This window comes from Paramagnetospirillum sp. (assembly GCF_058402745.1).
In genome coordinates this window covers 79,051-102,064 of record NZ_JBZVFI010000007.1, presented here as the reverse complement: position 1 = coordinate 102,064, position 23,014 = coordinate 79,051, and the positions used below count along the sequence as shown (strand labels likewise).

The following is a 23,014-nucleotide window of genomic DNA, read 5'->3' as shown; positions in this document are numbered from 1 at the left end:
CAAAGGCAGGCCTGAACCTCTTGAAATCGACACAATCCTAGGGGATAAGGGACGCATCGCGCCACTCATCCATACCTGCGCAATTGGAGATTCTGATGCTCAACACCAAGAAGCTGGGCCTCGTCCTCGGAGCCGCCCTCCTCGCCGCCCCGTTTGCCGCTTCCGCCCAGGAGGCCCCGGCCGCTTTCAACCAGTGCAAGGCCTGTCACAAGGTCGAAGCCGGCAAGAACGGCGTTGGCCCCAGCCTGGCCGGCGTGTTCGGCCGCAAGGCCGGCGGCGAAGCCACCTTCAAGTATTCCGACGCCATGAAGAACTCGGGCATGACCTGGGACGAGGCCGGCCTGACCAAGTACCTGGCCGATCCCAAGGGCGCGATCCCCGGCAACAAGATGGCCTTCGCCGGCATCAAGAAGCCCGAGGACCTGGCCGCCGTGATCGCCTATCTGAAGACCGTGAAGTAAGACTTCCGGTTTTCCAGGGCCTTGGCGCCGCCGCCCCGGCAAACGGGGCGGCGGCGTTGTTTTTGCAGCAGATGTCATCCTGAGCGCAGCGAAGGATCTTCACGCCAGACCGGCCACCGCTTCAGGCTGAAAGATCCCTCGCATGCGCCCGGGATGACAGCTACACCAAGTCCGCCAGGTCGGCGGCCGGGTCGATGGCGCGCGACGAGGTGATCTCCAGGCGTTCGTCGGACAACGGGTCCCGGCCGGGATGGGCCTGCCGCCAGGCCTCCACCGCCTGGTCGCGCTCGTCGACCAGCACCTCGATCAGCGGCCGGTAGAAGGCCACCAGCGCCGCCAGCCATCGGGCCACCGGCCCCCATGGCCCGGACGGAGCCAGCCGCAATCCGGCCACCATGGCCTTGACCGCCCCGGCCGCGTACCACGCCTCGCCGGTCACCCAGCGGTTGGTGGTGAACAGTTGCGTCACCTCGCCGTCGGCCCCGAATCCGACCGCGACCAGATGGCAGGGCGCGGCGGGATCATCGGTGGCCACGGCGGGAGTCAGACCACGCGGCATGCCGCGCGGGCGCTGGAACAGGTGGATGTGGCCGAATTCGCCGTCGCGGTGGCCGTGGTAGTAGAACTGGGCGTGCGACGACAGGTCGTAGACGTCGCCGGTGGGGTAATGGCGAAAGGCCTCCCCCGCCTGCCCCCGGGTCAGCAGCGAGACGGGATCGCCGCCCAGACCGGCGGCAAGGGCCGCCAGATGCTCGCCCGCCGCCCTGGCGCGCAGCCACTCGGCGCGTCCGGCGATGCATTCGGCAAGTCCGCCCCCGCCGGCCCCGGACGCGCCTGTCATGGCTCAGCGTTCCCCCGGAGCCTTCTCGACCCCGTCATGCAGGCGGATGGGAATGCCGTCGCCACGGGCATCGGCCTTGGACAGGCCCTTCAGGGCGGGATGCAGGCGGGTGAAGGCGCCGAAATTGGCCCAGACGGTCCTGGCGACGGCCGCCACCTCCTCGGCCGTCAGCCGGGTCGCCACCAGCAGGGTCCTGAAGCCGATGGCCGCCACCTCTTCCTTCTGGCCGTCATAGGTGCCGCTCGGGATGGCGAAGCGTGCCGCCCACGGCACCTTCTTGAAGAAGGAATCCATGGATTTGGAGCGGATCTGCACCAGCGAGGCGCCGCACTCCTCCACCGCCACCTGCACCTCGGGCATGGGATGGATGCCGGTGAAGATGGCGGCGTCGATGTTGCCCTGGCACAGTTCGGCCGCCTGTTCGGCCAGATCCAGTTCCACCAGCACCGACAGGTCGCCCTGGGACAGGCCCGAGGCCTCGATCACCATGTCGGCCGAAAGCCGCTGGAACGAGCCGGGCTTGCCCAGGTTGACCCGCTTGCCCTTCAGATCGCCTAGGTGCTCGATCCCCGCCCCCGGGCGGGCCACCACCACCGACACCTCGCCATGCAGCGCCATGACGGCGCGCAGATCGGCCATGGGACCGGATTCCTTGAACCCCTCCGCCCCGATGGAGGCCATCTGGGCGGCGCGCGACTGCACCAGCGCCAGATCGGCGTCGCCCGACTTCAGCGCCGCCAGATTGGCGGCCGAGCCGGAACTGGGCATCACCGCGCAGCCCAGGCCCAGGGGACGATCCTTGTTGATCACCCGGCACAGCGCTCCGGCCACGGGAAAGTAATAACCGGTGACCTCGCCGCCCGCGATGACCAGAGTCCGGCGCTCTGCCGCTCCAGCCGGCGAAGCCAAGGCCAATCCAATCAGCAGGGCCGGAACTAATATCCGCTTCACTCGCATGTCCTCCAGGTTCCGCCCGGATCATAGCCAAGCGTCGCCCACTCCGATAGCCCCGCCTGTAACCATGCCTTGCGTATGTATTGTTTCAATTTGTTTCAAAATTTTGGCGATATGGCGACGAATCGGGTTGCCATCGGCTTTTCACATATACACAATCGGCATCACCAATAACCGGAGGGAGGGAGACCGGTGCGGAACGTGATCATCCTGCTCGTGGCGGCGCTGTTTCTGGCTCTGCCCTTCGAAGCGAACGCCACCCTGCAGTGCGTGACCTACGCCCGCGAAGTCACCGGCCTCAATCTCAAGGGAGACGCCTGGAAGTGGTGGGAAGCCGCCCAGGGCGTCTATGACCGCGGCAACACCCCCAAGGTCGGCTCGGTCCTGGTGTTCAAGCGCCAGGGCAAGATGTCCCACGGCCACGTGTCGGTAGTGCGCGGCACCGCCGGCAGCCGGGTGGTGCTGGTCGACCACGCCAACTGGGCGCCCTTCCGCAGCGCCGGTCGCGGCAAGGTGACCAAGGCGGTGCCGGTGCTGGACGTTTCGCCCAAGAACGACTGGAGCGAGGTCCGCGTCTGGTACCAGCCGTCCCGTGAATACGGCAGCCGCACCTACAAGACCCAGGGCTTTGTCTACCGTCCCGGCAACACCGTGGTGCCGGCCTCCCTGCGCACCGAGGCGCCCGCCCCGTCCAAGGCCGCCCGCAAGGCCGAGCCCGCCGCCCCGTCGGCGGCCGAGGCTCCCGCCGCTCCGGTCGAGGCTCCCGCCGTTCCGGCCGTGGCCCCCGCCGTTCCGGCCGTAGCCATCGAGGCTCCCGCCGCCGCGGTGCCCGCGCCGTCCGCCGCTCCGGCGGCGGTGATCGAAGCCAAGATGAGCGTCCCGGCCGAGCTTCCCGCCGCGCCGCCGGCCGCCGCCGCTCCCGCCGCCGACGGCGACATGGGCAAGTTCGACGCCCGGGCCTGGGCCGAACAGGCCTGATCCCGAAACCCACGCCATGAGGCCGGCATCCCTTGGGGCGCCGGCCTCATTCCTTTGCGGGCGGGGCATGCGGCAGGATGGCCCCTTCCCCCCGCCGTGGTGTAGGAAAAGTGTGGGTAACTCGCGATCAAGGTTTGCGGTTTTCCGCACAAACGGTAAGATCACGGCCTCAGGAGGGCGGGGTCTGAGGGCTTTACCATTGGGGCTCCTGGGGGAAGGATCTGGATCTATGGCCGTGCAGCAGAGCCGACCGATCACCATCGTCATCGCCGAGAAGAATCCGCTGCTTCAGAGCAGCCTGATCAAGCTGTTCTCGGGCGACGAGCGCTTTTCCGTGGCCGCCGTGACCAGCGATGGCGAGCGCTTCGTCGAGGCCGTGGACAAGACCCCCTTCGACGTCGGGGTCATCGGGTGGGAAATGCCCTACCTCGACGGCCGTGGCGTGCTGCAGACCCTGCGGACCCGCACCGACGCGCCCCGGCTGATCGTCTATACCGGCAGCCCCAATCCCGACGTGCCGCGCCAGGCCATGACGCTGGGCGCCGCCGGGTTCTGCTCCAAGCGCGAACCGCCCGAACAGCTGCTCGACACCATCATCGCCGTGGCCGCCGGGCGCATGGTCTTCCCCTTCATCGACGTCTCCTCCCTGGCCAGCGACCCGCTCGCCGGCCTGACCCCGCGCGAGCGCGAATTGCTGGCCGCCCTGGCCGGCGGGCTGACCAACCAGCAGATGGCGGGGCAGCTGGACATCTCGCTCAACACCGTGAAGTTCCACCTGAAGAACCTCTACGACAAGCTGGGCGTCGGCAACCGCGCCCAGGCGGTGGCCTTCTACCTCAAGGGCCGGGAGTCCCGTTAGTCCCTCCCTTCCGTTCAACCTGACCTTTCGGTCATGCCCCCACCTGCGGAAGGGGCATGGCCGGACGTGTGGTCATGGGGCATACTGTCGGCATCGGAGAGGTGCCGCCGCCACCCGTCGCCTCGGTTCAAGCAGGAGGATACTGCCCATGACCACCAAGGTAGCCCTGTTCCTGGCCCATGCTTTGGCCATGGAGAATGAAGCGGCGGATCGCTACGACGAACTGGCCGACACCATGGAAGTCCACAACAACCTGGAAGTGGCCGATCTGTTCCGTCAGATGGCGAAATTCTCGCGCCTGCACGGGGCGTCGGTGGCCACCCGTGCCAACGGGCACGACCTGCCCAAGCTGAAGTCGTGGCAATACCGCTGGAACACCCCCGAGCCGCCGGAAGTCGGCACGCCCGGCGCCGCCCATTACATGATGACCGCCTGGCACGCCCTGGACTTCGCCCTGGAGAACGAGAAGCGGGGCCAGCGCTTCTACGCCGACGAAGCCGCCGGCAGCGACGACGCGGAAGTCCGGACCATGGCCGCCGAGATGGCCGATGAAGAAGCAGAGCACGTGGCGGAACTGGAAAAATGGATTGCCCGAACCCCCAAGCCGGAGCACGACTGGGCCGAGGACCCGGACGAGGCCCTGGTCGCCGACTGACGACTCCCCTGCGGGCGGGACGCCCGCGCTCCGAGAAGGATTCCGGGGCGGGACGCCCGCGCTCCGAAAAAGATTCCGGGGCGGGACGCCCGCGCTCCGATGACCGCTGGAGCGCGGGCGTCCCGCCCGCATTCCCACTCCCGCCCGCATTCCCACTCCCGCCCGCATTCCCACTCCCCCCCGCCCCCTCGCCATGAGCGCGGAACACCGCCGGGGGGTTCTCTTCGCCCTGGCCTGTTACGGCACCTGGGGATTGTTTCCCGCCTTCTGGAAGCTGGTGGCCGCCGTGCCGCCCGCCGAGGTGCTGGCCCATCGGGTGGTGTGGTCGCTGCTGGCGGTGTCGGTCATGCTGAGCTGGACGAAGCGTTGGGACGAAGTCTTCGTCCTGCTCGCCTCGCGCCGCCGGGTCCTGGTGCTGGCCGCCTCGACGCTCTGCATCAGCACCAACTGGCTGGTGTTCATCCGGGTGGTGGGCGAGGGCAACGTGCTGGAAGCCAGCATGGGCTACTTCCTCAACCCGCTGGTCAACGTGGCGCTGGGCGTCATCGTCCTGAAGGAGCGGCTGCGCCCGCTGCAATGGACCGCCGTCCTCCTGGCCCTGGTCGGGGTCGTCCAGCTGGCGGTCGCCACCGGCACCCCGCCCTGGTCGGCGCTGGTCCTGGCGGTTACCTTCGGAATCTACGGCCTGTTGCGCAAGAAGCTGCCGGTGGCGCCGCTCACCGGGCTGGCGGTGGAGACCGGGCTGACGGCCCCGCTGGCCCTGGCCTATCTGGCCTGGCGCATGGCCGAGGGCTCCCCCGTCCTGGGCGGCACGCCGGCCCTGGCCGCCGCCCTGCTGGCCGGCGGTCCGGTCACCGCCCTGCCGCTGCTGTGGTTCGCGGCGGCCGCCGCGCGGCTGCGCTACACCACGCTGGGCTTCTTCCAGTACCTGGCTCCCACCGGGCATTTCCTGCTGGCGGTGCTGGTCTACGGCGAGAGCCCCGGCCCCCACCACCAGATCACCTTCGCCTGCATCTGGGCGGCCATCGGCCTGTATCTGGCCGATGGCTGGCGGCGGAAAGAGGGTTAACGCCCCAGGAAGGAATCCTTGTCCGGCCCGACGTCCGAGCATTCGGCGATGAACTTGACCAGGCTGTAGGTGGCGGGGTCGAAGCGCAGCGCCACGTATTGCCCGTCCTCGCGCACCACCCGGCAGCTGCCGCCGATGCCGTGGTTGATGTCGAGCTTGCCGTTGTCGCTGGGGTAGAGGGTGAAGCGAAGGGTGCTGGCCGTCACCTTGAAGCCGGCCTCCAGCGTCATGCCGCCGGCGGAGATCTCGGCCACCCGCACCAGCTTGCCGCCGATATTGGCCATCAGGTGCAGACCGTGGAAGCGGGGATAGCGCCGCCGCTCGTGTCCTTGGTCATCGGGCATGGCTGGGATCCAGACCTGTTCAAACGCCGATATTTTAACATGGAAACGAAAGCCTTAAATATCCAAGGTCCTATACCGAAGGATAGCGCGGCTGCGCTTACCCCTTGCCCGCTCCCCTCCCCTTCCCGCATAGTGGGTCCATGCGTGACCTTCTCTCCCGCCTGTCGAGACTGTGCCTGCCGGCCTTGCTGCTGGCGGTGGGGCTGGTGGCGTGGAGTTCCGGCGCCCCGGCCGGCGGAGACATGCATCACCAGGACGGCACCCACGCCATGCACGCCGGGGCCGATGCCGTGCCCTGCCACGAGCAGGCGGCCGAGGCCCTTCCCGGCGAACACCACGATGCCGGCGACCACGGCTGTCCCGACTGCCTCTGCCCGTCCGCCGGCTGCGCCTCGGCCGCCCTGCCCGGGATGACCGGCATCCAGGCGCGGACCTTCACCCCGGCCCCGCCGAGGGCCGTTCCCGCCGCCCGTCTGGAGACCCAGGCGCTGGTCGGCCCGCCCGCCGAACCTCCCAGACTCTGAATCCGCACGCCTGAAGTCTGTCCGGATTCACCGTTTCGGGGATGATCTCCCATGTTCGCTCGTTTCCTGGCGCTGGCCTTTTGGGCCGCGCTCGCTCCCGCCGTCCTGGCCCAGCCCGCCACACCGGGCATCGGCGCCGAAGGCGATGCCTTCCAGGTGGTGCTGGTCCCCGGCACCGATGGCCGCACCCTCCTTTACCTCGCCGACCTGGATGGCAACGCCCCCGTGGCCGACGCCGCCATCGAGGTCGAGACCGAGGGGTGGAGCGGCAAGGCGGCCCCCGCCGCCGGACCGGGCGTCTACGCCCTGGCCTGGACGCCGCCCGCCGCCGGGGCCGACCTCACCCTGATGATCGGCGCGCAAGGACGGGACGACCTGCTGCTGGCCCGCGGCGTCGCGCCCCTGCCCCCGCCCGCCGCTCCGCCGGCGCCGGAGCAGCACTGGCGGCATTGGGCCGGCGGCGCCGCCATCGGCGCGGTGCTGGTGGTGGCGGCGTGGGGACTGGGTCGCCGCCGGGCGGTTCCCGCCCTGCTGCTGCTGGCGCTGTCCGTTCCCGCCGCCCGTGCGCACGAGGGCCACGCCCACGCCGAGGCCGAGGCGCCGACCGCCCAGCCCGGCGCCATGCTGGTGATGGCCAAGCCCACCCAGTTCCTGCTGGGCATCCGCACCCAGAAGGTGGATTCCGCCGAATCCGCCGAAACCGTCCGGGTGGTGGGCCGCGTGGTCCCCGATCCCGCCGGCTATGCCAGGGTACAGCCGTCGCAGCCGGCCCGCATCGTCGCCGACCCTGAATTCCCCCTGCCAGTCCCCGGCCAGCCGGTCAAACGCGGCCAGGTGATCGCCGTCCTCGAGCCGACCCTGTCCAGCCTGGAGCGGTCGGACAAAAGGGCCTCGCTCTATCGGGTGGAAAGCGAGATCGCCATCGCCGAGCGGGAATCCGCCCGCCAGGAGGCGCTGAAAGGTCTGGTCGCCGTCAAGCTGGTGGAGGACACCCGCACCCGTCTCGAGCAATTGCGGCGCGAGCGCGCCCAGCTGCTGGGCACCGCCTTGGGCCGCGAAGTGGTGCGCGCTCCCGTCGACGGCGTGATCACCGACGTGCATGTGGTTCCCGGCGAGGTGGTGGCGGTCGATCGCGCCATGATCGAGATCGTCGATCCCTCCCGCGTGCGGGTCGAGGCGGTGGTCCACGACCTGGCCCTGGCGCCGCGCATCGGCGCCGCCACCGCCGCCACCAAGCTGCTGCCCGACCATCTGGTGCCCCTGTCGCTTCTGGGGGTGAGCCCTCGGGTCGATGCCCTGGACCAGGGCGTCCACGCCATCTTCTCGGTTCCCACCGACCATTCCAGCGCCTTGCGCATCGGCATGCCGGTGGACGTCTTCCTGGCCACCGGCGCCACCCGCCTGCGCATGGCGGTGCCGCGCTCGGCCATCGCCGAATCCGGCGGCCGTCAGGTGGTGTTCGTGCGAGCCGCGCCGGAAATCTTCGAGGCGCGGCCCATCCGGGTCGAGCGGGTGGTCGGCCCCCTGGCCGAGATCGAAGGCGTCCAGGCCGGCGAGAAGGTGGTGATTCAAGGTGTCGAGCAACTGAAGGCGCTGAGGTAGCCGCCATGTTCGATTCCATCATCGCCCTCAGCCTGCGTCACCGGCTGTTCGTCCTGGCCGCCGCCCTGGCGCTCACCGTCCATGGCTCGCTGGTGCTGGCCCGGCTGCCCATCGACATCTTCCCCGACCTCAACCGCCCCACCGTCACCATCATGACCGAGGCGCCGGGCCTCGCCCCCGAGGAGACCGAGACCATGGTCACCCGCCACATCGAGACCGCCATGAACGGCGCTCCCGGCGTGGTGCGGGTGCGGTCCAATTCCGGCGTGGGCCTTGCCATCGTCTTCGTCGAGTTCGACTGGGGCACCGAGATCTACCGCAACCGCCAGCTGGTGGCCGAGCGCCTGTCCTCGGCCCGCGACCTGCTGCCCGCCGGAATCAATCCGGTCATGGGGCCGGTCAGCTCCATCATGGGCGAGATCATGCTGGTGGGCGTGCGCTCCAAGGCCGGCGCCACGCCGCCCATGGAACTGCGCTCCCTGGCCGATTGGGTCTTGCGCCCCCGCCTGCTCTCCATTCCCGGCATCGCCCAGGTGATTCCCATCGGTGGCGAGGTGCGCCAGATTCAGGTGCTGGTCTCGCCGTCCCGGATGTCGGCCCTGGGCCTGGGCTACGCCGACGTGGAGAAGGCCCTGGCCGGCTTCGCCCGCAACACCACCGGCGGCTTCCTGGAACAGCGCTCGGCCGAGTTCCTGATCCGCAACATCGGCCAGACCACCGACCTGGACGACCTCAGGAACACCGTGGTGGCGTGGCGCAACAACGCCCCCGTCACCGTCGATCAGGTGGCCGAGGTGCGTATCGGCGCCGGGGTCAAGCGCGGCGACGCCGCCATCGACGCCCATCCGGCGGTGATCCTGGCGGTCTCCAAGCAGCCCGGCGCCGACACGGTCCATCTCACCCGAAAGGTCGAGGAGGCCCTGGCCGAGATCGCCCGCACCCTGCCGCCCGACATCGAGGCCGACCGCGTGCTGTTCCGCCAGGCCGACTTCATCGCCCGCGCCGTGGCCAACGTGGCCGAGGCCCTGCGCGACGGCGCCGTGCTGGTGGCCATCGTGCTGTTCGCCTTCCTGGTCAACATGCGCACCACCTTCATCAGCCTGACCGCCATTCCGCTGTCCATGGTGGTGGCGGCCCTGGTGTTCCAGGCGCTGGGCTTGTCCATCAACACCATGACGCTGGGCGGCCTGGCGGTGGCCATCGGCGAGTTGGTGGACGACGCCGTGGTGGACGTGGAGAACATCCTGCGGCGCCTGCGCGAGAACGCGGCGCTGCCCGAACCGCGCCCCATCCTCGACGTGGTGCGCGACGCGTCGAGCGAGGTGCGCAATTCCATCGTCTACGCCACCCTGGTGGTGGTGCTGGCCTTCCTGCCCCTGTTCGCCCTGTCGGGGATCGAGGGACGGCTGTTCGCGCCCTTGGGCGTGGCCTATGTGGTGTCGATCCTGGCCTCGCTGGCGGTGTCGCTCACCGTCACCCCGGCGCTGTCGGCCCTGCTGCTGCCCCGCGCCAAGGTGGTGGGCCATGGCGATTCCGCCCTGGTGCGGCGTCTCAAGGCCTGGGACCGCCGGCTGCTGGACTGGTCCTTCGCCAACCCCAGGGCGGTGATCATTCCGGCCGTCGCCCTGATGGTGGCGGCGGCGGCCTCGGTGCCCTTCCTGGGCCGCACCTTCCTGCCCAGCTTCAACGAGGGCACCGTGATGATCTCGGTGGTGCTGCCGCCGGGAACCTCGCTGTCGGAATCCAACCGCATCGGCACCATCGCCGAAACCCTGATCCGTCAGGTGCCCGAGACCATCTCCACCGGGCGGCGGACCGGGCGCGCCGAGCTGGACGAGCACGCCGAGGGCGTCCACACCTCGGAAATCGACGTGGACCTGCATCAATCCGAGCGTCCGCGCGCGGTGATCCTGGCCGACATCCGCGCCCGCCTCGCCCAGATTCCCGGTATCGGCATCAATATCGGCCAGCCTATCTCGCACCGTCTCGACCACCTGCTGTCGGGGGTGAGGGCCGAGATCGCCGTCAAGATCTTCGGCGACGACCTGGACACGCTGCGCACCCTGGCCGCCGAGGCTCGGGGCCGCATGCAGGAGGTCAAGGGCGTCGCCGACCTGCAGATCGAAAAGCTGGTCCTCATCCCCCAGGTGCAGATCAGGCTGGATCGTGCCGAGGCGCGCAAATACGGCCTGGGCCTCGGCCAGCTGACCGAGACCCTGGAGGCGGCGCTGCAGGGCAAGGTGGTGTCCCAGGTCAGGGACGGCGAACGCAGCACCAATCTGGTTCTGCGCCTGGCCGAGGACTGGCGCGCCCAGGCCTCGGACTTCCGCCAGATCCTGGTGGACACCCCGGCGGGCAAGGTGCCGCTGTCCCTGGTGGCCGAGGTGGTGGAGACCCAGGGCCCCAACCTGATCAACCGCGACAACCTGCGCCGCCGGGTGGTGGTGTTCGCCAATTCGCAAGGGCGCGACCTGGGCAGCATCATGGAGGAGGTCCAGACGTCCCTGGGCCGGATGAAACTGCCGCCGGGCTATTCCATCGCCTATGAGGGCCAGTTCCAGAGCCGCCAGGAGGCGGCCAGGCTGATCGGCCTGCTGGCCCTGGTGTCGCTGGGCGCCATCTTCGCCCTGCTGCACGCCCATTTCCGTTCGGGGCTTTTGGCCCTGATCATCATGGCCAACATTCCCATGGCCCTGGTGGGCAGCGTGGCGGCCCTGTGGCTGGCCGATCTGCCGCTGTCGGTGGCGGGCATGGTGGGCTTCGTCACCCTGGCCGGCATCGCGTCGCGCAACGGCATCATGAAGATCACCCATTACATCCACCTGCTGCGCCACGAGGGCGAGGAGTTCGGCCCCGCCATGATCGTGCGCGGCTCGCTGGAACGCCTGACTCCGGTGCTGATGACCGCCCTGGTCGCCGCCCTGGCGCTGATGCCCCTGGTCCTGGCCGGAGGCGAGCCGGGCAAGGAAATCCTGCACCCGGTGGCGGTGGTGATCTTCGGCGGTTTGATGTCGTCCACCCTGCTCGACACCCTGGTCACCCCGGTGGTGGTCCTTCTTGTGGGCCGCAAGGCCCTGACCGAACTTGGCGAAAAGACACGGATATGAGGTTTCCGACCATGAAGACACGCCTGCTCACCCTGGCCCTCCTGCTGACCGTGCCCTCGGCCCTGGCCCAAGGCACCCTCGCCGCCTTCTTCGGCGGCCAGATCACCGAAAGCGGCGGCTATCGCGCCGAATTCGCGGTGCGCGACGGCGCCGTCAAGGTCTGGGTCCGCGACCGCAACGACAGGCCGGTCAAGGCCGAGGGCAAGGCCACCCTGCTGGTGGGCGGCCAGAAGCAGGAGGTGACGCTGGCGCCTAAGGAGGACGGGCTGGCCGCCGAGATTCCCATCAAGGCCAGCGACAAGGTCGCCGCCGTGCTGGGGCTCACCGTCGATGGCAAACCGCTGTCGCTGCGCTTCCAGCAGCCCGGCCTGATCGTTCCCACCAACCTGCCGGTCCAGGCGGAAGCGGGCCGCAAGGTGTTCGAGGCGGTGTGCGCCACCTGCCACGGCCCGGCCCTGCGCGGCACCGACAACGGCCCGCCGCTGCTGCATCCCTTCTACGCCCTGGGCTCGGCCCATGGCGACGACGTCATCTTGGACGCCATCACCAAGGGCGCCAAGGCCCATATGTGGCGGTTCGGCGACATGCCCAAGCCCGAAGGCCTGAAGCCGGGCCAGGAGAAGGACGTGCTGGCCTATATCCGCGCCATGCAGGCGGCCAACGGGCTGGGCAGCGTGCCGGCGGGCGCCGATCCCCATGCCGGCCACAAGCACTGAGGAGCAAACCACCATGAAGACCGTGTTCGCCTTCCTGCTCACCCTGCTCGCCGCCCTGCCGGCCATGGCCGCCGAGCGCGAGGTCACCATGTGGAAGTCGCCCACCTGCGGCTGCTGCGAGGGCTGGGCCGATCACATGCGCCAATCGGGCTACAAGGTGAAGTCCATCGATGTGGACGACATCGACCAGATCAAGCGCGCCTACGGCATTCCCGGTCCCATGCAGTCCTGCCATACCGCCAAGGTGGACGGCTACCTGATCGAGGGCCACGTGCCGGCCGAGGCGGTGGACAAGCTGCTCCGGGAAAAGCCCAAGACCCGGGGAATCGCCTCGCCGGGCATGCCCATGGGCTCGCCCGGCATGGGGGGGCCGAAGGAGGAGAACGTCATCCACACCTTCGGCCCGGAAGGGTCGCAGGTGTTCGGGCGGTATTGATTGAATTGACGTGTCATCCTGACGACCGCAGGGCGGAAGGATCTTTCATCTGCAGGCGGCTGCCGCCATTGCGTGAAAGATCCTTCGCTTCGCTCAGGATGACATGATGTGTCGGGTCGAGCGGCGACCTATTCCGCCTGCTTCCTCAAATCCCGCACCCGCACCGCCTTGCCCTGGGAACGCGGCAATTCGCCGGGCAGGCGCACGATCACCTCGGCGGTGATGCCCACCAGGGATTTCAGGTGATGGCGGGCCTGGCGGGCCAGGTGGGCGCGGTCGTCCTCGCCGCGCCCGTCCGCCGCCTCCACTTCCACGGTCAGGTGGTCGAGCGAGCCCTGGCGGGTCAGCGTCAGCAGGTAATGGGGCGCCACGCCGGGGAAGCCCACCAGGGCCGCCTCGATCTGGCTGGGATAGACGTTGACGCCCCGGATGATCATCATGTCGTCGTTGCGGCCCGTGACGCGCAGGATGCGCACATGGGTGCGGCCGCAGGCGCAGGGCTCGTCGGAGAGGCGCGTGATGTCGCGGGTGCGGTAGCGCACCATGGGCAGAGCCTGTTTGGTCAGCGTGGTGATGACCAGCTCGCCCTCGGCCCCCATGGGCAGCGGCTCCATTGTCTCGGGATCGACGATCTCGAACAGGAAGTGGTCTTCCCAGCCGTGCAGGCCGACCCGGTGGGTACACTCGGCGGCGACGCCCGGCCCCATGATCTCGGACAATCCGTAGGTGTCGCAGGCGCGGATGCCGAGACGGCGGTCCAGTTCGGCCCGCATGGTCTCGCTCCACGGCTCGGCGCCGAACGAGCCGACCCGGAGCGTGGATTCGGCCAGGTCGACGCCCATGCCCTCGGCCACCTCGGCGATGTTGAGCGCGTAGGACGGCGTCGCGGTCAGCACGCGGGCGCCGAAATCCCTGATCAGGGTGATCTGCTTTTCCGTATTGCCGCCCGACATGGGCACCACCGAGCAGCCCAGGCGCTCGGCGCCGTAATGGAAGCCCAAACCGCCGGTGAACAGGCCATAGCCATAGGCGTTGTGCACCACGTCGCCGGGCCGCGCCCCGCCGGCGGCCAGGGTGCGGGCCATCAGGTCGGCCCAATTGTCGAGGTCGCCCCTGGTATAGCCCACCACGGTGGGCCGCCCGGTGGTGCCGGAGCTGGCGTGGATGCGCAGCACCTGCTCCCTGGGCACCGCGAACAGGCCGAAGGGGTAGTTGTCGCGCAGATCGGCCTTCACCGTGAAGGGAAAGCGGGCCAGATCCTCCAGATGCCGCAGATCGTCGGTCTTCACCCCGGCCGCGTCGAAGGCGGCGCGGTAATGGGGGACGTTGGCGTAGGCATGGGCCAGCAGCGCCCGCAGCCGTTCCAGCTGCAGGCGCTTCAGGCCGGCACGGTCCAGACGCTCCACCTCGGGCGCATACATGAAGTCCGCACTCATGGCCTGATCCCTCCCATCCCGCTTTAAGGGGCCTTATCTATCGCCTTTCGCTCGGTCTGTCACCCTGAGGCGACGCCGAAGGGCCTTTCACCCGATGACGGCGGCCCCAGGCTGAAAGATCCTTCGGCTCCGCCTCAGGATGACAGGTTCGTCATGCCTTCAAGCTGGCGGCGTAGAGGCGGGCCTCCACGTAGCGGGCCAGCGCCCTGGTGCCGCGGAAGCAGTTGCGGAAGACGCAGACGCCCTTGTCCATCAGCCCGCCGGCCATGGCATCGTAGAGCGGCCCGCCGTCGACGATGGCGATGATGGGCTTGGCGTTGCGCTCGACGATGGGCGGGAACAGGAAAAGGCTGCTCTTGGGATTGTTGATGTCCCAGCCGGGCCGCAACTTGCTTTCCACCAGCCCCATCACCGACGGCGCGGTGGGGTCCATGCCCACCACCACGGCGTCGATGTTGGGGTCCTGGGCGAAGGCCTCGGTGATGGCCAGATGGCATTCGTCGTCGGCGCCGGGATTGATGTCGATGGAGTTCCTGACGGTGACCAGGGAATCCAGCTTCTTGTCCACCAGGATCTGCTGGACTTTCGCCACGGTGTCGGGGGAAAGCTGCCCCATCTCCAGGCGGAAGGTCTCGGTCACGGTGGAATCGGCGATGCCCACCGCCTCGAACCCGGCGCCCGAGATGCCGCCCACCCGGTTGCCGCCGATGGTCTTATGGTGGAAGGCGCCGGCGATGTAGAACAGATCGTCGAAGACGTCCACGTCCTCGGCCACCATGGCACCGGCCTGACGCACCACGGATTCGAACAGGGCGGGATCGCCGGCCACCGAGGCGGTGTGCCCCATGACCCCGGCCGCCCCGGCCTCGGTGCGGCCCGACTTGTAGACCACCACCTGCTTGCCCGACGCCACGGCCCGGCGCACGGCGCGCACGAAGTCGAGGCCGTCGCCGTCCTTGAAGCCCTCCACATAGACGCCGATGGTCTCGATGTCGTCGCGGGCGGCGAAATAGGTCAGCATGTCGCCGTGGGTGAGGTCGGTCTGGTTACCCAGCGCCAGGGCGTAGGCCGGGTCCAGCCACGGATTGCGGCTCAGCCGGGTGATCATGAAGGCGCCGGACTGGCTCAGCATCACCGAGTTGCGCTTGGCCTTCTTGGCCGGCTTGGGCAGGCGCTCCAAGGGGATGAACCAGGAATCATAGCCGCCGGGATGGCTGACCACGCCCAGGCAATTGGCCCCCAGGAACACCGGGCCGCCGTCGCCATGGCCATGGGCGGCGTTGATGCGGGCCGCCAGGGCCGCCGCCGGCTCCTTGCTGATTTCAGTCTCACCCATGCCGCCGGGAATCAGCATCACCGCGTGCACCTTGTCGGTGGCGATGATCTCGTCCACCAGGGCGTAGACCGCGCCCGACGGCACCGCCACGATCAAGAGGTCCAGCTTGGCCGGCAGGTCGGCGAGGGAGGCGAGGCATTTGACGCCGTCGATCTCCGTCTCCTCGGGACGGATGATGACCAGACGCTCCTTGGGACAGCCGCTGCCCATCAGGTTCTTCAGGATGATGCGGCCGAAATTCATGCCGCTGGCCGAGACGCCGATGATGCCGATCTTTTCCGGGTGGATCAGCTTGTCGATCTTGGCGATGGGCCGGGCCAGACGGGTGGGGGCGGCCTCGCAGGCCTTGGTCGAAACCGAACCCTTCAGGCCGTCCCTGGCGGCGGAAAGGTCCAGCACCACCTCGCCGGTGGTGGCGGCGGCCTCGGAGCGGCCGAAATCGATCAGGGCGGCGAAGCACTTCTCCAGCGCCGCGTCGGGGGCGTCGCCCCGGGCGGCGAGGCGGCGATAGGCGAAGGTGCGCCTGAAACGGTCCAGGAAACCGGCGCCGTCGGTCAGCTCCACCGAGGCATGCACGGCGGCACCATCCTTGCGGAAGGCGCCCTCGGCCAGGGCGGCTTCGCGCGCCCCCAGTCCGGCCGAGATCACCATGCCGAATTCCCGGGTGTTCGTCAGGGCGACGCGCAGGTCGTCGCCGCTGTCGCCCGCCGTGATGCCCAGGCGGGCGGCGTCCAGTTCCTTGACCATCAAAGCCTCTCCTCTCTTTGCCCGCACGCGTGCTCGGAAAAAGGGGAAGCCTCCCCACCCGGCCGGGCGGTGCTTATTTCTTGTCCTGGTCCTTGGCCTCCCCGGGGGGGACCTCACGCCAGCCCGGCTTGAAGCCCGGACCGGATTCCCCGCCGCCGCGGGCGGGGGAATGGTTGATGGCGAAGCCCTGGTTGTGGGCCGCCTTGGTGACGATGACGATCTTCATGGCCCAGCCGCCCGCCATGGCGGCCAGACCGGCGGCGGCCAGGGCGGCGGCCCGGATGTCGGGCTGGATGCCGGCCATCACCAGGAAGGCGATGGGAATGACGTTGCCGCCCAGGGTGAAGGGCATGGACAGGCGGATCAGCATGGCGGCGGCTTCCACCGGCGCCTCGCCGCCAACCATGCGGCGGCGATAGAACATCCACACGAAGATGCGGCCCGCGATGGTGGCGACCAGGGTGCCGGCCACCCATTCCGGCGCGCCCGCCTCCAGGAACAGGGTGCCCAGCAGCAGCAGGATGCCGGCGCCCTCGGCCAGGCCGGTGACCACGGTCAGCGGCAGGATCAGCGGCGAGCGCCAGGTGGGAATGCCCTTGGCGGATTCCAGGATGCGGGCCTGGCAGTAGAGATAGGCGGCGGCGGGAATCCACACCAGCTTGGCGAGATCGGGCCAGATCAGCGCGGCGCCGCCCAGCGGGAACAGCACGGCGGCGACGAAGGCTTCCCGCGTCATCCAGCTGCGCTTGCCGCCCAGCAGGACGTTCATGGCGCGAAGCGGGCGGCCGATCTCGAGGAAGACGGAGAACAGGCCGAGGCCGACCAGCGCCAGACCGGCCAGCAGCAGGACCGGGCTGTAAAGTCCGGCGAAAGCCCCCAGCGAGGTGAGGATCAGCAGGCCGGTCCCCGAGCCGCCGCCGATGAAATTGCCGGCGGCGCGCATGTCCCAGGCGGTCTGCAGCCAGGGCGCCAGGCCCTGGTGGCGCATGGCCGGGGCGTCTTCCATCTCGTCGCTCATGCCGGCTCTCCCGCGACAGTTGTCATCCTGAGCGAAGCGAAGGATCTTTCACCCGCTGTCCTTGCCTGAAAGATTCCTCGCAAGGCTCGGAATGACAGAAGAGCTGTGGCGCTGTTGTTTCCGGCGTTCATTCGTCCTCGGTCTCCCACAGATAGTGAATGTTGGGACCGGTCCCGAGTTCCTCGTGCATGCGGAACGATTTGTACCGCTTCAGCAGCTTGCTGACGTTGCTGTCAGGATTATCGGTATCGCCGAACGTCAGCGCCTTGGACAGACAGGCGTTGACGCAGGCGGGAGTCGCTTCCGGCGCCACCCCGGGGGTCAACCCGTTGGCCAGCCCGTAATCGACCCGGTCGACGCAGAAGGTGCACTTCTGCGCGACGCCAAGCAAGCGTTCATCGTAGCGCGCCCGCTCGTTCTGGGTGGCCTGGTCCTTGAAGGCGAAGGTGGGCTTGGACACCTTGTAGCGGGCCTGGTAGGGACAGGCGACGATGCAGTAGCCGCAGCCGATGCAGATGTCGTAGTCGATGGTGACCATGCCGTCGGCGCGCTTCTTGGTCGCCGTGGTGGGGCAGACGTCGCGGCACGGCGGCTCGTCGCAATGCATGCAGCCCACCGGCACGAAGACGCGGCGCACGTCGGGGAAGGTGCCCACCTCCATGTCCAGCACCTTGCGGTACTGCACGCCGGGGGGCGTGGCGTTGGCGTGGCGGCAGGCGGTGGTGCAGGTCTGGCAGCCGACGCAGCGTCCCAGGTCGGCGACGATGGCCCATTTGGTCATGCCCGCCTCCCCTGCTCATCGGGGCGCGCTTTCCGGATGGCGACCCGCGACAGGTCGGCGGCCGAGCCGGTGGCGTCGGTCAGCTGCATGGTCATGGCGGTCAGCCGGTTCATGCTGGGCACGTCGAAATCCTTGGCCACCGGCGTGGCCCAGTGGTCGAACTGGGCCATCATCAGGATGGTGTCGGGGCGGATGCCCTGGGTCAGCACCACGCGGCCCGAGACGCTTTTGCCGGTGGGCGCGGTGACGACGATGCGCTCGCCCTCACGCACGCCGATCCTGCGGGCGGCCTCGGGGTTCATCATCACGCCGTCATGGCCCTTGACGTTGCCCGACACCTCCCGCATCAGCGGAATGTGCATGTTGGAGCCCCAGGCGTATTGCATGGAGCGCGCCGTGACCACCCAGAAGGGGAAGTCCTCCACCTTGCCGCCGAACTCCACCACGCTCTGTTCCCAATAGCCGGGGAAGTCGTGCCATTCCATCAAAGGCCGGTATTCGGTCAGCTGGTTGTCCCACCAGGTGATGCCGGCCTCGCGCAGACGGTTGGCCAGCTGGCGGCCGATACGGGCCAGGCGTTCCTGGTAGGGCAGCTCGTAGCGCAGGCCCTTGGCCTTCAGCGCCGGGGTGAGGAACCAGTTGGCCTCGGGGAAGGGGATGGTGCGGAAGCCGTTCTGCTTCCACCAGTCCAGGCCATGGCTTTCGGCTCCGCCGGTCAATTCGGCCGAAGCCGAGCGGCAGGAGGCGTCCCACACCTCTTCCAGGGTCGGGGCCTTGTCCAGGGGCAGGCTGAAATCCCAGTTGGCGCCTTTGAGCGGCACGCCGTGGGAGCCGCGGTTGATGGCGGCCACGTATTTTTCCTGCAAGCCCGTGCGCACCGCCAGTTCGGTGGCGATGTCGGTGAAGTCGCGGGCCTCGCCCTGGGGCTTGACGCTGGGCTGCCTGAGCGCGAAGCCCTGGGTCTTCCAGTACTGCTCCTGGAACTTGGTGCCGCCGATGCGGATCAGCTGCATGCCTTCCAGGTCGGTGGCGTCGGGCAGCAGGATGTCGGCGAAGTGGTTGGTCTCGTCCCGGGTATGGGCGAAGCACACCACGAAGGGCATGCGCGCCACCACGTCGGCCACCCGGTCGGTGTCCCAGAACGAGATCACCGGGTTGGTGCGGTAGACCAGCAGGAATTCCGGGAAGGTGGCGCGCGGAATCTCGTCCTGGGGCTCGTCCAGGAACATGTACGAGAACTGGGTCGGCCCCAGCGCCGGGCTCCACGACGAATTGCCCACCAGCGGCACCAGCATCTTGTAGGCGTTGCGGATGATGGGCTTGGCCGCCCAGGTGTCCCTGTCGGTGGGGTTGAACGGGTATTCCATGAAGCCGTCCAGGCAGCCGTCGAAGCTTTCCAGGCGGTTCATCACCGGGCGGTTGATGCGGATGGTGGTGCCGATGGTGCCGCCCGGCACCTCCAGCGCGCCGACCAGCACGGCCAGCATGGTCCTGGCCCAGCAGCACTCGGCGCCGCCCCAGCCGTTGTTGACGGTCTTGCCCAGGGTCACCGCCACCGGACGGTAGGGCATCTCCACCCCGTCGATCTCGATGGTCTGGCCGACGCAGGCGTTGTCGAGGAATTCATTGGCGATCTTGCGGATGCGCGCTTCCGGCACGTCGCAGACCTTGGCGGCCCAGACCGGCGTATAGGTGCGGACGTGATCGACGAACTTGGTGAAGGCGGTGACGCCCTCCACCTCCCGGTGCTCCCAGCGCTCGTCGTCGGCACCCAGGGTCACGGCGTGGGAAACGGTGAAGCGGCCTTCCAGGGCGGGAACCGCGCCGGGGGTGTCGTGGGGCACGGCCTTTGCCGTCTTTTCATCCCACAGCAGCGGCTTGCTGGTCTCGGGATCGCGCAGGTACCAGCCGTCGGGGCCGACCAGATAGGGGCTGGAGGTGGTGTTCTTGAGGAAATCCAGGTCGAGCCGGTCGCGCGACGCCTCGTGGACCAGCACGTGCAGCAGGCTCATCAGGAAGGCGGCGTCGGTCTTGGGCTTGATGGGCAGCCACTCGGCGGAGCAGGCGCCGGTCACCGACAGATGGGGCTCCACCTGGATGCGCTTGGCGCCCCTGGCGCGCGCCTCGGCATGGCGGTAGACGCCGCAGACGCCGCCCGACGCCTCGTGGTTGGCGCCGCAATTGATGATGTAATTGACGCGCGGCGTGTCGGGCGTGATCACGTAGCCGCGATGCCAGAACTCGCCGTACAGGTGCTCGGAGTGATAGCACTTGACGCCCTGGCCCGAACCGAAGCCGAAATCGATGGGACCCCAGGCGGCCAGGAAGGCGGTGAGCGAGCCCATGTACTGGGTCGGCGTGCCGGCGCCACCGAACGAGGCGGCCACCTTGGGATAGCCGTGTTCGTCCAGCAGCCCCTCGGCGCGGATGGTGTTCAGCTTCTCGGCGATGGTGCTCATCGCCTCGTCCCACGAGATGGGCACGAAGCCGGGGTCCTGGTCCTTGCCCTTCCTGGGGTTGGTCCGCTTCATGGGGGTCAGGATGCGGTGCGGCGTATAGGACTTCTGAATCAGTCCGAACGCCTTGACGCAAACCTTGCCCTCGGCCGGGTGGGTATCGGCCGCCTTGAAATTGGGCTCGATCTCGGTGGCGATTCCATCGACCACCTTCACGGTCATCAGGTCGGGGCCCGCCACACACTGGTAGCAGTACGTCTGGACCTTCTCGACCTTGCTTCCCCCACCCCCCTGTTCCCCAAGACGGGGCGGGGCGGCGCTCATGACGCGCTCGCAGCTTTCTGGGCTTGGGCCTTTTCGGCCTTGGCCAGCAGGCGGGCCTTGGTGGCCTCGACGCCGACCACGAACCGCTTGTGCACGCCCTTGCCGATGTTGTCGAGCGAGTCCCTGGCGGTGAACGAGAAGGTCACGCCGGGGCCCTTGACCTCTTCCACGGTCACGGTGATCTCGACCCACTGGCCCAGCAGGGTGGGAGCCATGTGATCGACCTCGACGCGGGTGCCGACCGAATCCTCGTTCGCCTCGGAATGCTCCAGCAGCAGGTCGCGGGCGGTGACTTCCATGTCGTAGATCAGCGCCGGGGTGTTGTAGACCCGCGCCTCGTCGCCCATGAAGCCGATGGTGCGGCCCTTGTCGACCTCGTAGCGGCGGGTGGCGGTCAGACCGGCGACCAGCGTGCTCTTCATAAGGAAACCCTCCCGGATGAATGGCGGGGACCTGTTGCGGCGCCCCTTTGATTTCCTCCGTTATATTACATCCGCAGCGCTTGTGTCAAAAGTTTTGTATCAGATGACAGCGGTCGACAGCTTGCCGCATGGCAGAAATGTCCTTGAAATAACCACAAAATTCTTGTTCCAGGCCCTTTGCCCAAACCCCGATCTTGATGCATCGCACAACAAGAGCGATACAACTTGAATCGGGAAAGGATCACTTCCATCCCGCCAATGATCAGCCACACATAACTGGCCGCCGGACACCAAGTCCGCCGGCGGGAATGACTTTATGCATTCCGGTACTGATTTGCTTATTTTTGTCACGCCATACCGACGTTGGCGTCACAAACCATATTCGCGACAGGCCGATCAGTTATTCTGATTCTCGAATCCGAACACATCGAGAAACACCCGACGCGCATCGAACAACCACGCAGCATCCGCCTCGCCCAGTCGCCCGGCGATGATGTTCTTGTGGATGGTCGCGATCTTGTCGAATCGCACCAGGGACGGCACCTTGAGTCCGTTTCCGCTGGTCGGCTCCATGACCTTGGCATCGGACTCGATGCGGGCCACCGACGTGATATAGGCGACCACCACATCGGTGCGCCGGTCGTTGTCGGTGGAGATAACCAAGGCCGGACGACGCTTGGCGGCGGTGAGATCGGTAAAGGGGAAATCCGTGAGTACGATAGTTCCGAAGGAGATACCGCTCACGGCCGGAAACGCTCCACCAGATCGGCATCGCTGTAAAGGTCGGGCTCATCCGCCAGCCAGTCGAAGGCGCCACCCGCCGCATTCATGGCGGTGACGGACGGCTCTTCCGGTTCGATGCTCTCGACCACCACGCGCAGACGCTGCCCTGCCGGAATACCGCGTCGCCGCAGTTCCTCGGTCAGCTTACCCGCCTCGATATCGGTCAGAACCTGTCGCATGGCACTAAGATAGTGTGCACGGTAAAGGCAGGCAATGGGATTGGCCGTCAGGAAACCGACCTCAGACCCATGACGATCTTGTCGAGCCCCCGGAAGGCGGCGGCCAGTTCCACGTGGGCTTCGCGCATGGTGCCGGCGTCGGGACAGGGATGGCCGCCGATGCGGTTGGCCTGAAGCATGCGCAGACCGGCGGCCAGGGACTGGCCCTTGATGAACTTGGCCACATGGTGGACGGCGGCGTAATGCACCGCCAGATGACCGGCCAGACGCTCGGGCAGCAGATAGAGCGACGCCTGCACCGCCCGCCAGCCGTAATCCAGGTCGGCCAGGGCGACGGTGGCGGAAACGAAGGAGACCCCGGCATCGGCGTTGGGCGGCACCGGCACCGCTTCGAAGGCCTGGATGCGGGCTTCCAGCTCGATCACCAGGGTGGCGGCGGCGGACTTGCGGCGCAGCGCCTCCTCGCGGCGGCGGCCCGCATTGGCGGTGGCGATACCCACCAGCCCGGCCACCAGGGCGCCGACGGCGATCATCAGCGCGGCGATTCCGGCCTGGACCAGAAGGGGCAGCGGGCCGGGCTCGGCCGGAGCCGGGACGACCGGCGGGGCGACGACGGGAGCCGGGGCGGCGATGGGAGCCGGAGCGGGCGTCGGAGCAGCCACGGGAGCCGGAACCGGAGCCGGAGCGGGGGCGGGCGCCGTCGCGGGCGCCTCGGCGGCGGGCAGCGGCCGCACCGCCTGGAACCCGGGGGTTTCCTCTGCCGGAGCCAGGGGGGCGGGCGGCAGGGGCTGGACCAGGGGAGAGGGCGCCGGTCCCTCGTCGGCGGCCAGGACCGGCACGGCGCAGGCAAGGGAAACGACCAATGCGGCAACGGCCATTCTGAACATCTGGACACAATCCCGAATTTATGGCGAACCCCTGGAACCCGGCACCATAGACCAAGCCCGCCCCGCCGGGAAGATGGCTAAAAGCCCCCACTTCTTCCT

General features: G+C 68.2%; 22 protein-coding genes. 10 read left to right on the top strand and 12 right to left on the bottom strand.

Going from position 1 to position 23,014, the window contains the following annotated elements; all coding sequences use genetic code 11:
- The first annotated feature begins 95 nt into the window (after positions 1–95).
- Positions 96–461 carry a c-type cytochrome gene (locus ACV4UZ_RS05355; RefSeq protein ID WP_491599885.1) on the top strand — a complete coding sequence of 122 codons (366 nt, stop codon included), beginning with the start codon at positions 96–98 and terminating at the stop codon, positions 459–461.
- 160 nt (positions 462–621) lie between these two features.
- Here the strand turns inward: ACV4UZ_RS05355 and ACV4UZ_RS05350 are convergent, their stop codons facing one another.
- Together ACV4UZ_RS05350 and ACV4UZ_RS05345 are read right to left on the bottom strand one after the other, a co-directional pair.
- Entirely contained in the window at positions 622–1,302 is a 681-nt protein-coding gene (locus ACV4UZ_RS05350; RefSeq protein ID WP_491599884.1) for a DUF6969 family protein, read from the bottom strand.
- 3 nt (positions 1,303–1,305) lie between these two features.
- Entirely contained in the window at positions 1,306–2,259 is a 954-nt protein-coding gene (locus tag ACV4UZ_RS05345; RefSeq protein WP_491599883.1) for a TAXI family TRAP transporter solute-binding subunit, read from the bottom strand.
- A gap of 198 nt (positions 2,260–2,457) precedes the next feature.
- On the opposite strand from ACV4UZ_RS05345, the gene ACV4UZ_RS05340 reads away from it, so the two are divergent.
- The 4 genes from ACV4UZ_RS05340 (at position 2,458) to rarD (ending at position 5,817) form a co-directional block, all read left to right on the top strand.
- Positions 2,458–3,234, top strand: coding sequence for a CHAP domain-containing protein (locus tag ACV4UZ_RS05340; protein ID WP_491599882.1), 777 nt, complete (start codon positions 2,458–2,460; stop codon positions 3,232–3,234).
- Between the two features lie 229 nt (positions 3,235–3,463).
- Positions 3,464–4,093, top strand: coding sequence for a LuxR C-terminal-related transcriptional regulator (locus tag ACV4UZ_RS05335; protein ID WP_491599881.1), 630 nt, complete (start codon positions 3,464–3,466; stop codon positions 4,091–4,093).
- A 148-nt stretch (positions 4,094–4,241) separates the two neighbouring features.
- Positions 4,242–4,748 carry a ferritin-like domain-containing protein gene (locus ACV4UZ_RS05330; RefSeq protein WP_491599880.1) on the top strand — a complete coding sequence of 169 codons (507 nt, stop codon included), beginning with the start codon at positions 4,242–4,244 and terminating at the stop codon, positions 4,746–4,748.
- A gap of 193 nt (positions 4,749–4,941) precedes the next feature.
- Complete coding sequence (gene rarD / locus ACV4UZ_RS05325) at positions 4,942–5,817, top strand: EamA family transporter RarD (protein WP_491599879.1); 876 nt, start codon at positions 4,942–4,944, stop codon at positions 5,815–5,817.
- Here the strand turns inward: rarD and ACV4UZ_RS05320 are convergent.
- The gene (locus ACV4UZ_RS05320; RefSeq protein WP_491599878.1) at positions 5,814–6,161 is read right to left on the bottom strand and encodes a PilZ domain-containing protein; all 348 of its coding nucleotides are present in this window, start codon (positions 6,159–6,161) and stop codon (positions 5,814–5,816) included. The two genes, rarD and ACV4UZ_RS05320, sit on opposite strands and share 4 nt — an antisense overlap.
- Positions 6,162–6,301: 140 nt before the next feature.
- On the opposite strand from ACV4UZ_RS05320, the gene ACV4UZ_RS05315 reads away from it, so the two are divergent.
- From ACV4UZ_RS05315 to ACV4UZ_RS05295, 5 genes are read left to right on the top strand one after another with little or no spacing between them, the layout of a single operon-like run.
- A complete protein-coding gene (locus ACV4UZ_RS05315; RefSeq protein ID WP_491599877.1) occupies positions 6,302–6,685 on the top strand; it encodes a hypothetical protein in 384 nt (127 codons plus the stop codon).
- 51 nt (positions 6,686–6,736) lie between these two features.
- Positions 6,737–8,287 (top strand): efflux RND transporter periplasmic adaptor subunit, encoded by a 1,551-nt coding sequence (locus tag ACV4UZ_RS05310; RefSeq protein WP_491599876.1) that lies wholly within the window; start codon positions 6,737–6,739, stop codon positions 8,285–8,287.
- Between the two features lie 5 nt (positions 8,288–8,292).
- Positions 8,293–11,394, top strand: coding sequence for an efflux RND transporter permease subunit (locus ACV4UZ_RS05305; RefSeq protein ID WP_491599875.1), 3,102 nt, complete (start codon positions 8,293–8,295; stop codon positions 11,392–11,394).
- An 11-nt stretch (positions 11,395–11,405) separates the two neighbouring features.
- A complete protein-coding gene (locus ACV4UZ_RS05300) occupies positions 11,406–12,110 on the top strand; it encodes a c-type cytochrome (protein WP_491599874.1) in 705 nt (234 codons plus the stop codon).
- 13 nt (positions 12,111–12,123) lie between these two features.
- Positions 12,124–12,546, top strand: a complete 423-nt coding sequence (locus ACV4UZ_RS05295; RefSeq protein ID WP_491599873.1) for a DUF411 domain-containing protein — start codon at positions 12,124–12,126, stop codon at positions 12,544–12,546.
- Between the two features lie 128 nt (positions 12,547–12,674).
- On the opposite strand, the gene ACV4UZ_RS05290 is transcribed toward ACV4UZ_RS05295, so the two are convergent.
- The 9 genes from ACV4UZ_RS05290 to ACV4UZ_RS05250 all read right to left on the bottom strand — a co-directional run bounded on the left by ACV4UZ_RS05290 (position 12,675) and on the right by ACV4UZ_RS05250 (position 22,906).
- Positions 12,675–13,982 carry a phenylacetate--CoA ligase gene (locus ACV4UZ_RS05290; RefSeq protein WP_491599872.1) on the bottom strand — a complete coding sequence of 436 codons (1,308 nt, stop codon included), beginning with the start codon at positions 13,980–13,982 and terminating at the stop codon, positions 12,675–12,677.
- 151 nt (positions 13,983–14,133) lie between these two features.
- On the bottom strand, positions 14,134–16,065 hold the full coding sequence (locus ACV4UZ_RS05285; RefSeq protein WP_491599871.1) for a CoA-binding protein: 1,932 nt from the start codon (positions 16,063–16,065) through the stop codon (positions 14,134–14,136).
- Between the two features lie 73 nt (positions 16,066–16,138).
- The gene (locus ACV4UZ_RS05280; protein ID WP_491599870.1) at positions 16,139–17,083 is read right to left on the bottom strand and encodes a phenylacetyl CoA; all 945 of its coding nucleotides are present in this window, start codon (positions 17,081–17,083) and stop codon (positions 16,139–16,141) included.
- A 127-nt stretch (positions 17,084–17,210) separates the two neighbouring features.
- Positions 17,211–17,864 (bottom strand): 4Fe-4S dicluster domain-containing protein, encoded by a 654-nt coding sequence (locus ACV4UZ_RS05275; RefSeq protein WP_068432703.1) that lies wholly within the window; start codon positions 17,862–17,864, stop codon positions 17,211–17,213.
- Entirely contained in the window at positions 17,861–20,644 is a 2,784-nt protein-coding gene (locus tag ACV4UZ_RS05270; protein ID WP_491599869.1) for a molybdopterin-dependent oxidoreductase, read from the bottom strand. Before ACV4UZ_RS05270 ends, ACV4UZ_RS05275 begins: the two co-directional genes overlap by 4 nt.
- Positions 20,641–21,066, bottom strand: coding sequence for a thioesterase family protein (locus tag ACV4UZ_RS05265; RefSeq protein WP_491599868.1), 426 nt, complete (start codon positions 21,064–21,066; stop codon positions 20,641–20,643). Before ACV4UZ_RS05265 ends, ACV4UZ_RS05270 begins: the two co-directional genes overlap by 4 nt.
- A 396-nt stretch (positions 21,067–21,462) precedes the next feature.
- Entirely contained in the window at positions 21,463–21,810 is a 348-nt protein-coding gene (locus ACV4UZ_RS05260; RefSeq protein ID WP_491599867.1) for a type II toxin-antitoxin system PemK/MazF family toxin, read from the bottom strand.
- Entirely contained in the window at positions 21,807–22,028 is a 222-nt protein-coding gene (locus ACV4UZ_RS05255; RefSeq protein ID WP_491599866.1) for a hypothetical protein, read from the bottom strand. Before ACV4UZ_RS05255 ends, ACV4UZ_RS05260 begins: the two co-directional genes overlap by 4 nt.
- A gap of 47 nt (positions 22,029–22,075) precedes the next feature.
- Complete coding sequence (locus ACV4UZ_RS05250; RefSeq protein WP_491599865.1) at positions 22,076–22,906, bottom strand: hypothetical protein; 831 nt, start codon at positions 22,904–22,906, stop codon at positions 22,076–22,078.
- Positions 22,907–23,014 lie beyond the last annotated feature (108 nt).

Coding starts and splice junctions, on each gene's coding strand:
- ACV4UZ_RS05320 (WP_491599878.1), bottom strand. CDS start 6,161: ATGCCCGATGACCAAGGACACGAGCGGCGGCGCTATCCCCGCTTCCAC.
- ACV4UZ_RS05280 (WP_491599870.1), bottom strand. CDS start 17,083: ATGAGCGACGAGATGGAAGACGCCCCGGCCATGCGCCACCAGGGCCTG.
- ACV4UZ_RS05330 (WP_491599880.1), top strand. CDS start 4,242: ATGACCACCAAGGTAGCCCTGTTCCTGGCCCATGCTTTGGCCATGGAG.
- ACV4UZ_RS05300 (WP_491599874.1), top strand. CDS start 11,406: ATGAAGACACGCCTGCTCACCCTGGCCCTCCTGCTGACCGTGCCCTCG.
- ACV4UZ_RS05315 (WP_491599877.1), top strand. CDS start 6,302: ATGCGTGACCTTCTCTCCCGCCTGTCGAGACTGTGCCTGCCGGCCTTG.
- ACV4UZ_RS05295 (WP_491599873.1), top strand. CDS start 12,124: ATGAAGACCGTGTTCGCCTTCCTGCTCACCCTGCTCGCCGCCCTGCCG.
- ACV4UZ_RS05285 (WP_491599871.1), bottom strand. CDS start 16,065: ATGGTCAAGGAACTGGACGCCGCCCGCCTGGGCATCACGGCGGGCGAC.
- ACV4UZ_RS05345 (WP_491599883.1), bottom strand. CDS start 2,259: ATGCGAGTGAAGCGGATATTAGTTCCGGCCCTGCTGATTGGATTGGCC.
- ACV4UZ_RS05290 (WP_491599872.1), bottom strand. CDS start 13,982: ATGAGTGCGGACTTCATGTATGCGCCCGAGGTGGAGCGTCTGGACCGT.
- ACV4UZ_RS05305 (WP_491599875.1), top strand. CDS start 8,293: ATGTTCGATTCCATCATCGCCCTCAGCCTGCGTCACCGGCTGTTCGTC.
- ACV4UZ_RS05255 (WP_491599866.1), bottom strand. CDS start 22,028: ATGCGACAGGTTCTGACCGATATCGAGGCGGGTAAGCTGACCGAGGAA.
- ACV4UZ_RS05275 (WP_068432703.1), bottom strand. CDS start 17,864: ATGACCAAATGGGCCATCGTCGCCGACCTGGGACGCTGCGTCGGCTGC.
- rarD (WP_491599879.1), top strand. CDS start 4,942: ATGAGCGCGGAACACCGCCGGGGGGTTCTCTTCGCCCTGGCCTGTTAC.
- ACV4UZ_RS05250 (WP_491599865.1), bottom strand. CDS start 22,906: ATGGCCGTTGCCGCATTGGTCGTTTCCCTTGCCTGCGCCGTGCCGGTC.
- ACV4UZ_RS05355 (WP_491599885.1), top strand. CDS start 96: ATGCTCAACACCAAGAAGCTGGGCCTCGTCCTCGGAGCCGCCCTCCTC.
- ACV4UZ_RS05310 (WP_491599876.1), top strand. CDS start 6,737: ATGTTCGCTCGTTTCCTGGCGCTGGCCTTTTGGGCCGCGCTCGCTCCC.
- ACV4UZ_RS05335 (WP_491599881.1), top strand. CDS start 3,464: ATGGCCGTGCAGCAGAGCCGACCGATCACCATCGTCATCGCCGAGAAG.
- ACV4UZ_RS05265 (WP_491599868.1), bottom strand. CDS start 21,066: ATGAAGAGCACGCTGGTCGCCGGTCTGACCGCCACCCGCCGCTACGAG.
- ACV4UZ_RS05350 (WP_491599884.1), bottom strand. CDS start 1,302: ATGACAGGCGCGTCCGGGGCCGGCGGGGGCGGACTTGCCGAATGCATC.
- ACV4UZ_RS05270 (WP_491599869.1), bottom strand. CDS start 20,644: ATGAGCGCCGCCCCGCCCCGTCTTGGGGAACAGGGGGGTGGGGGAAGC.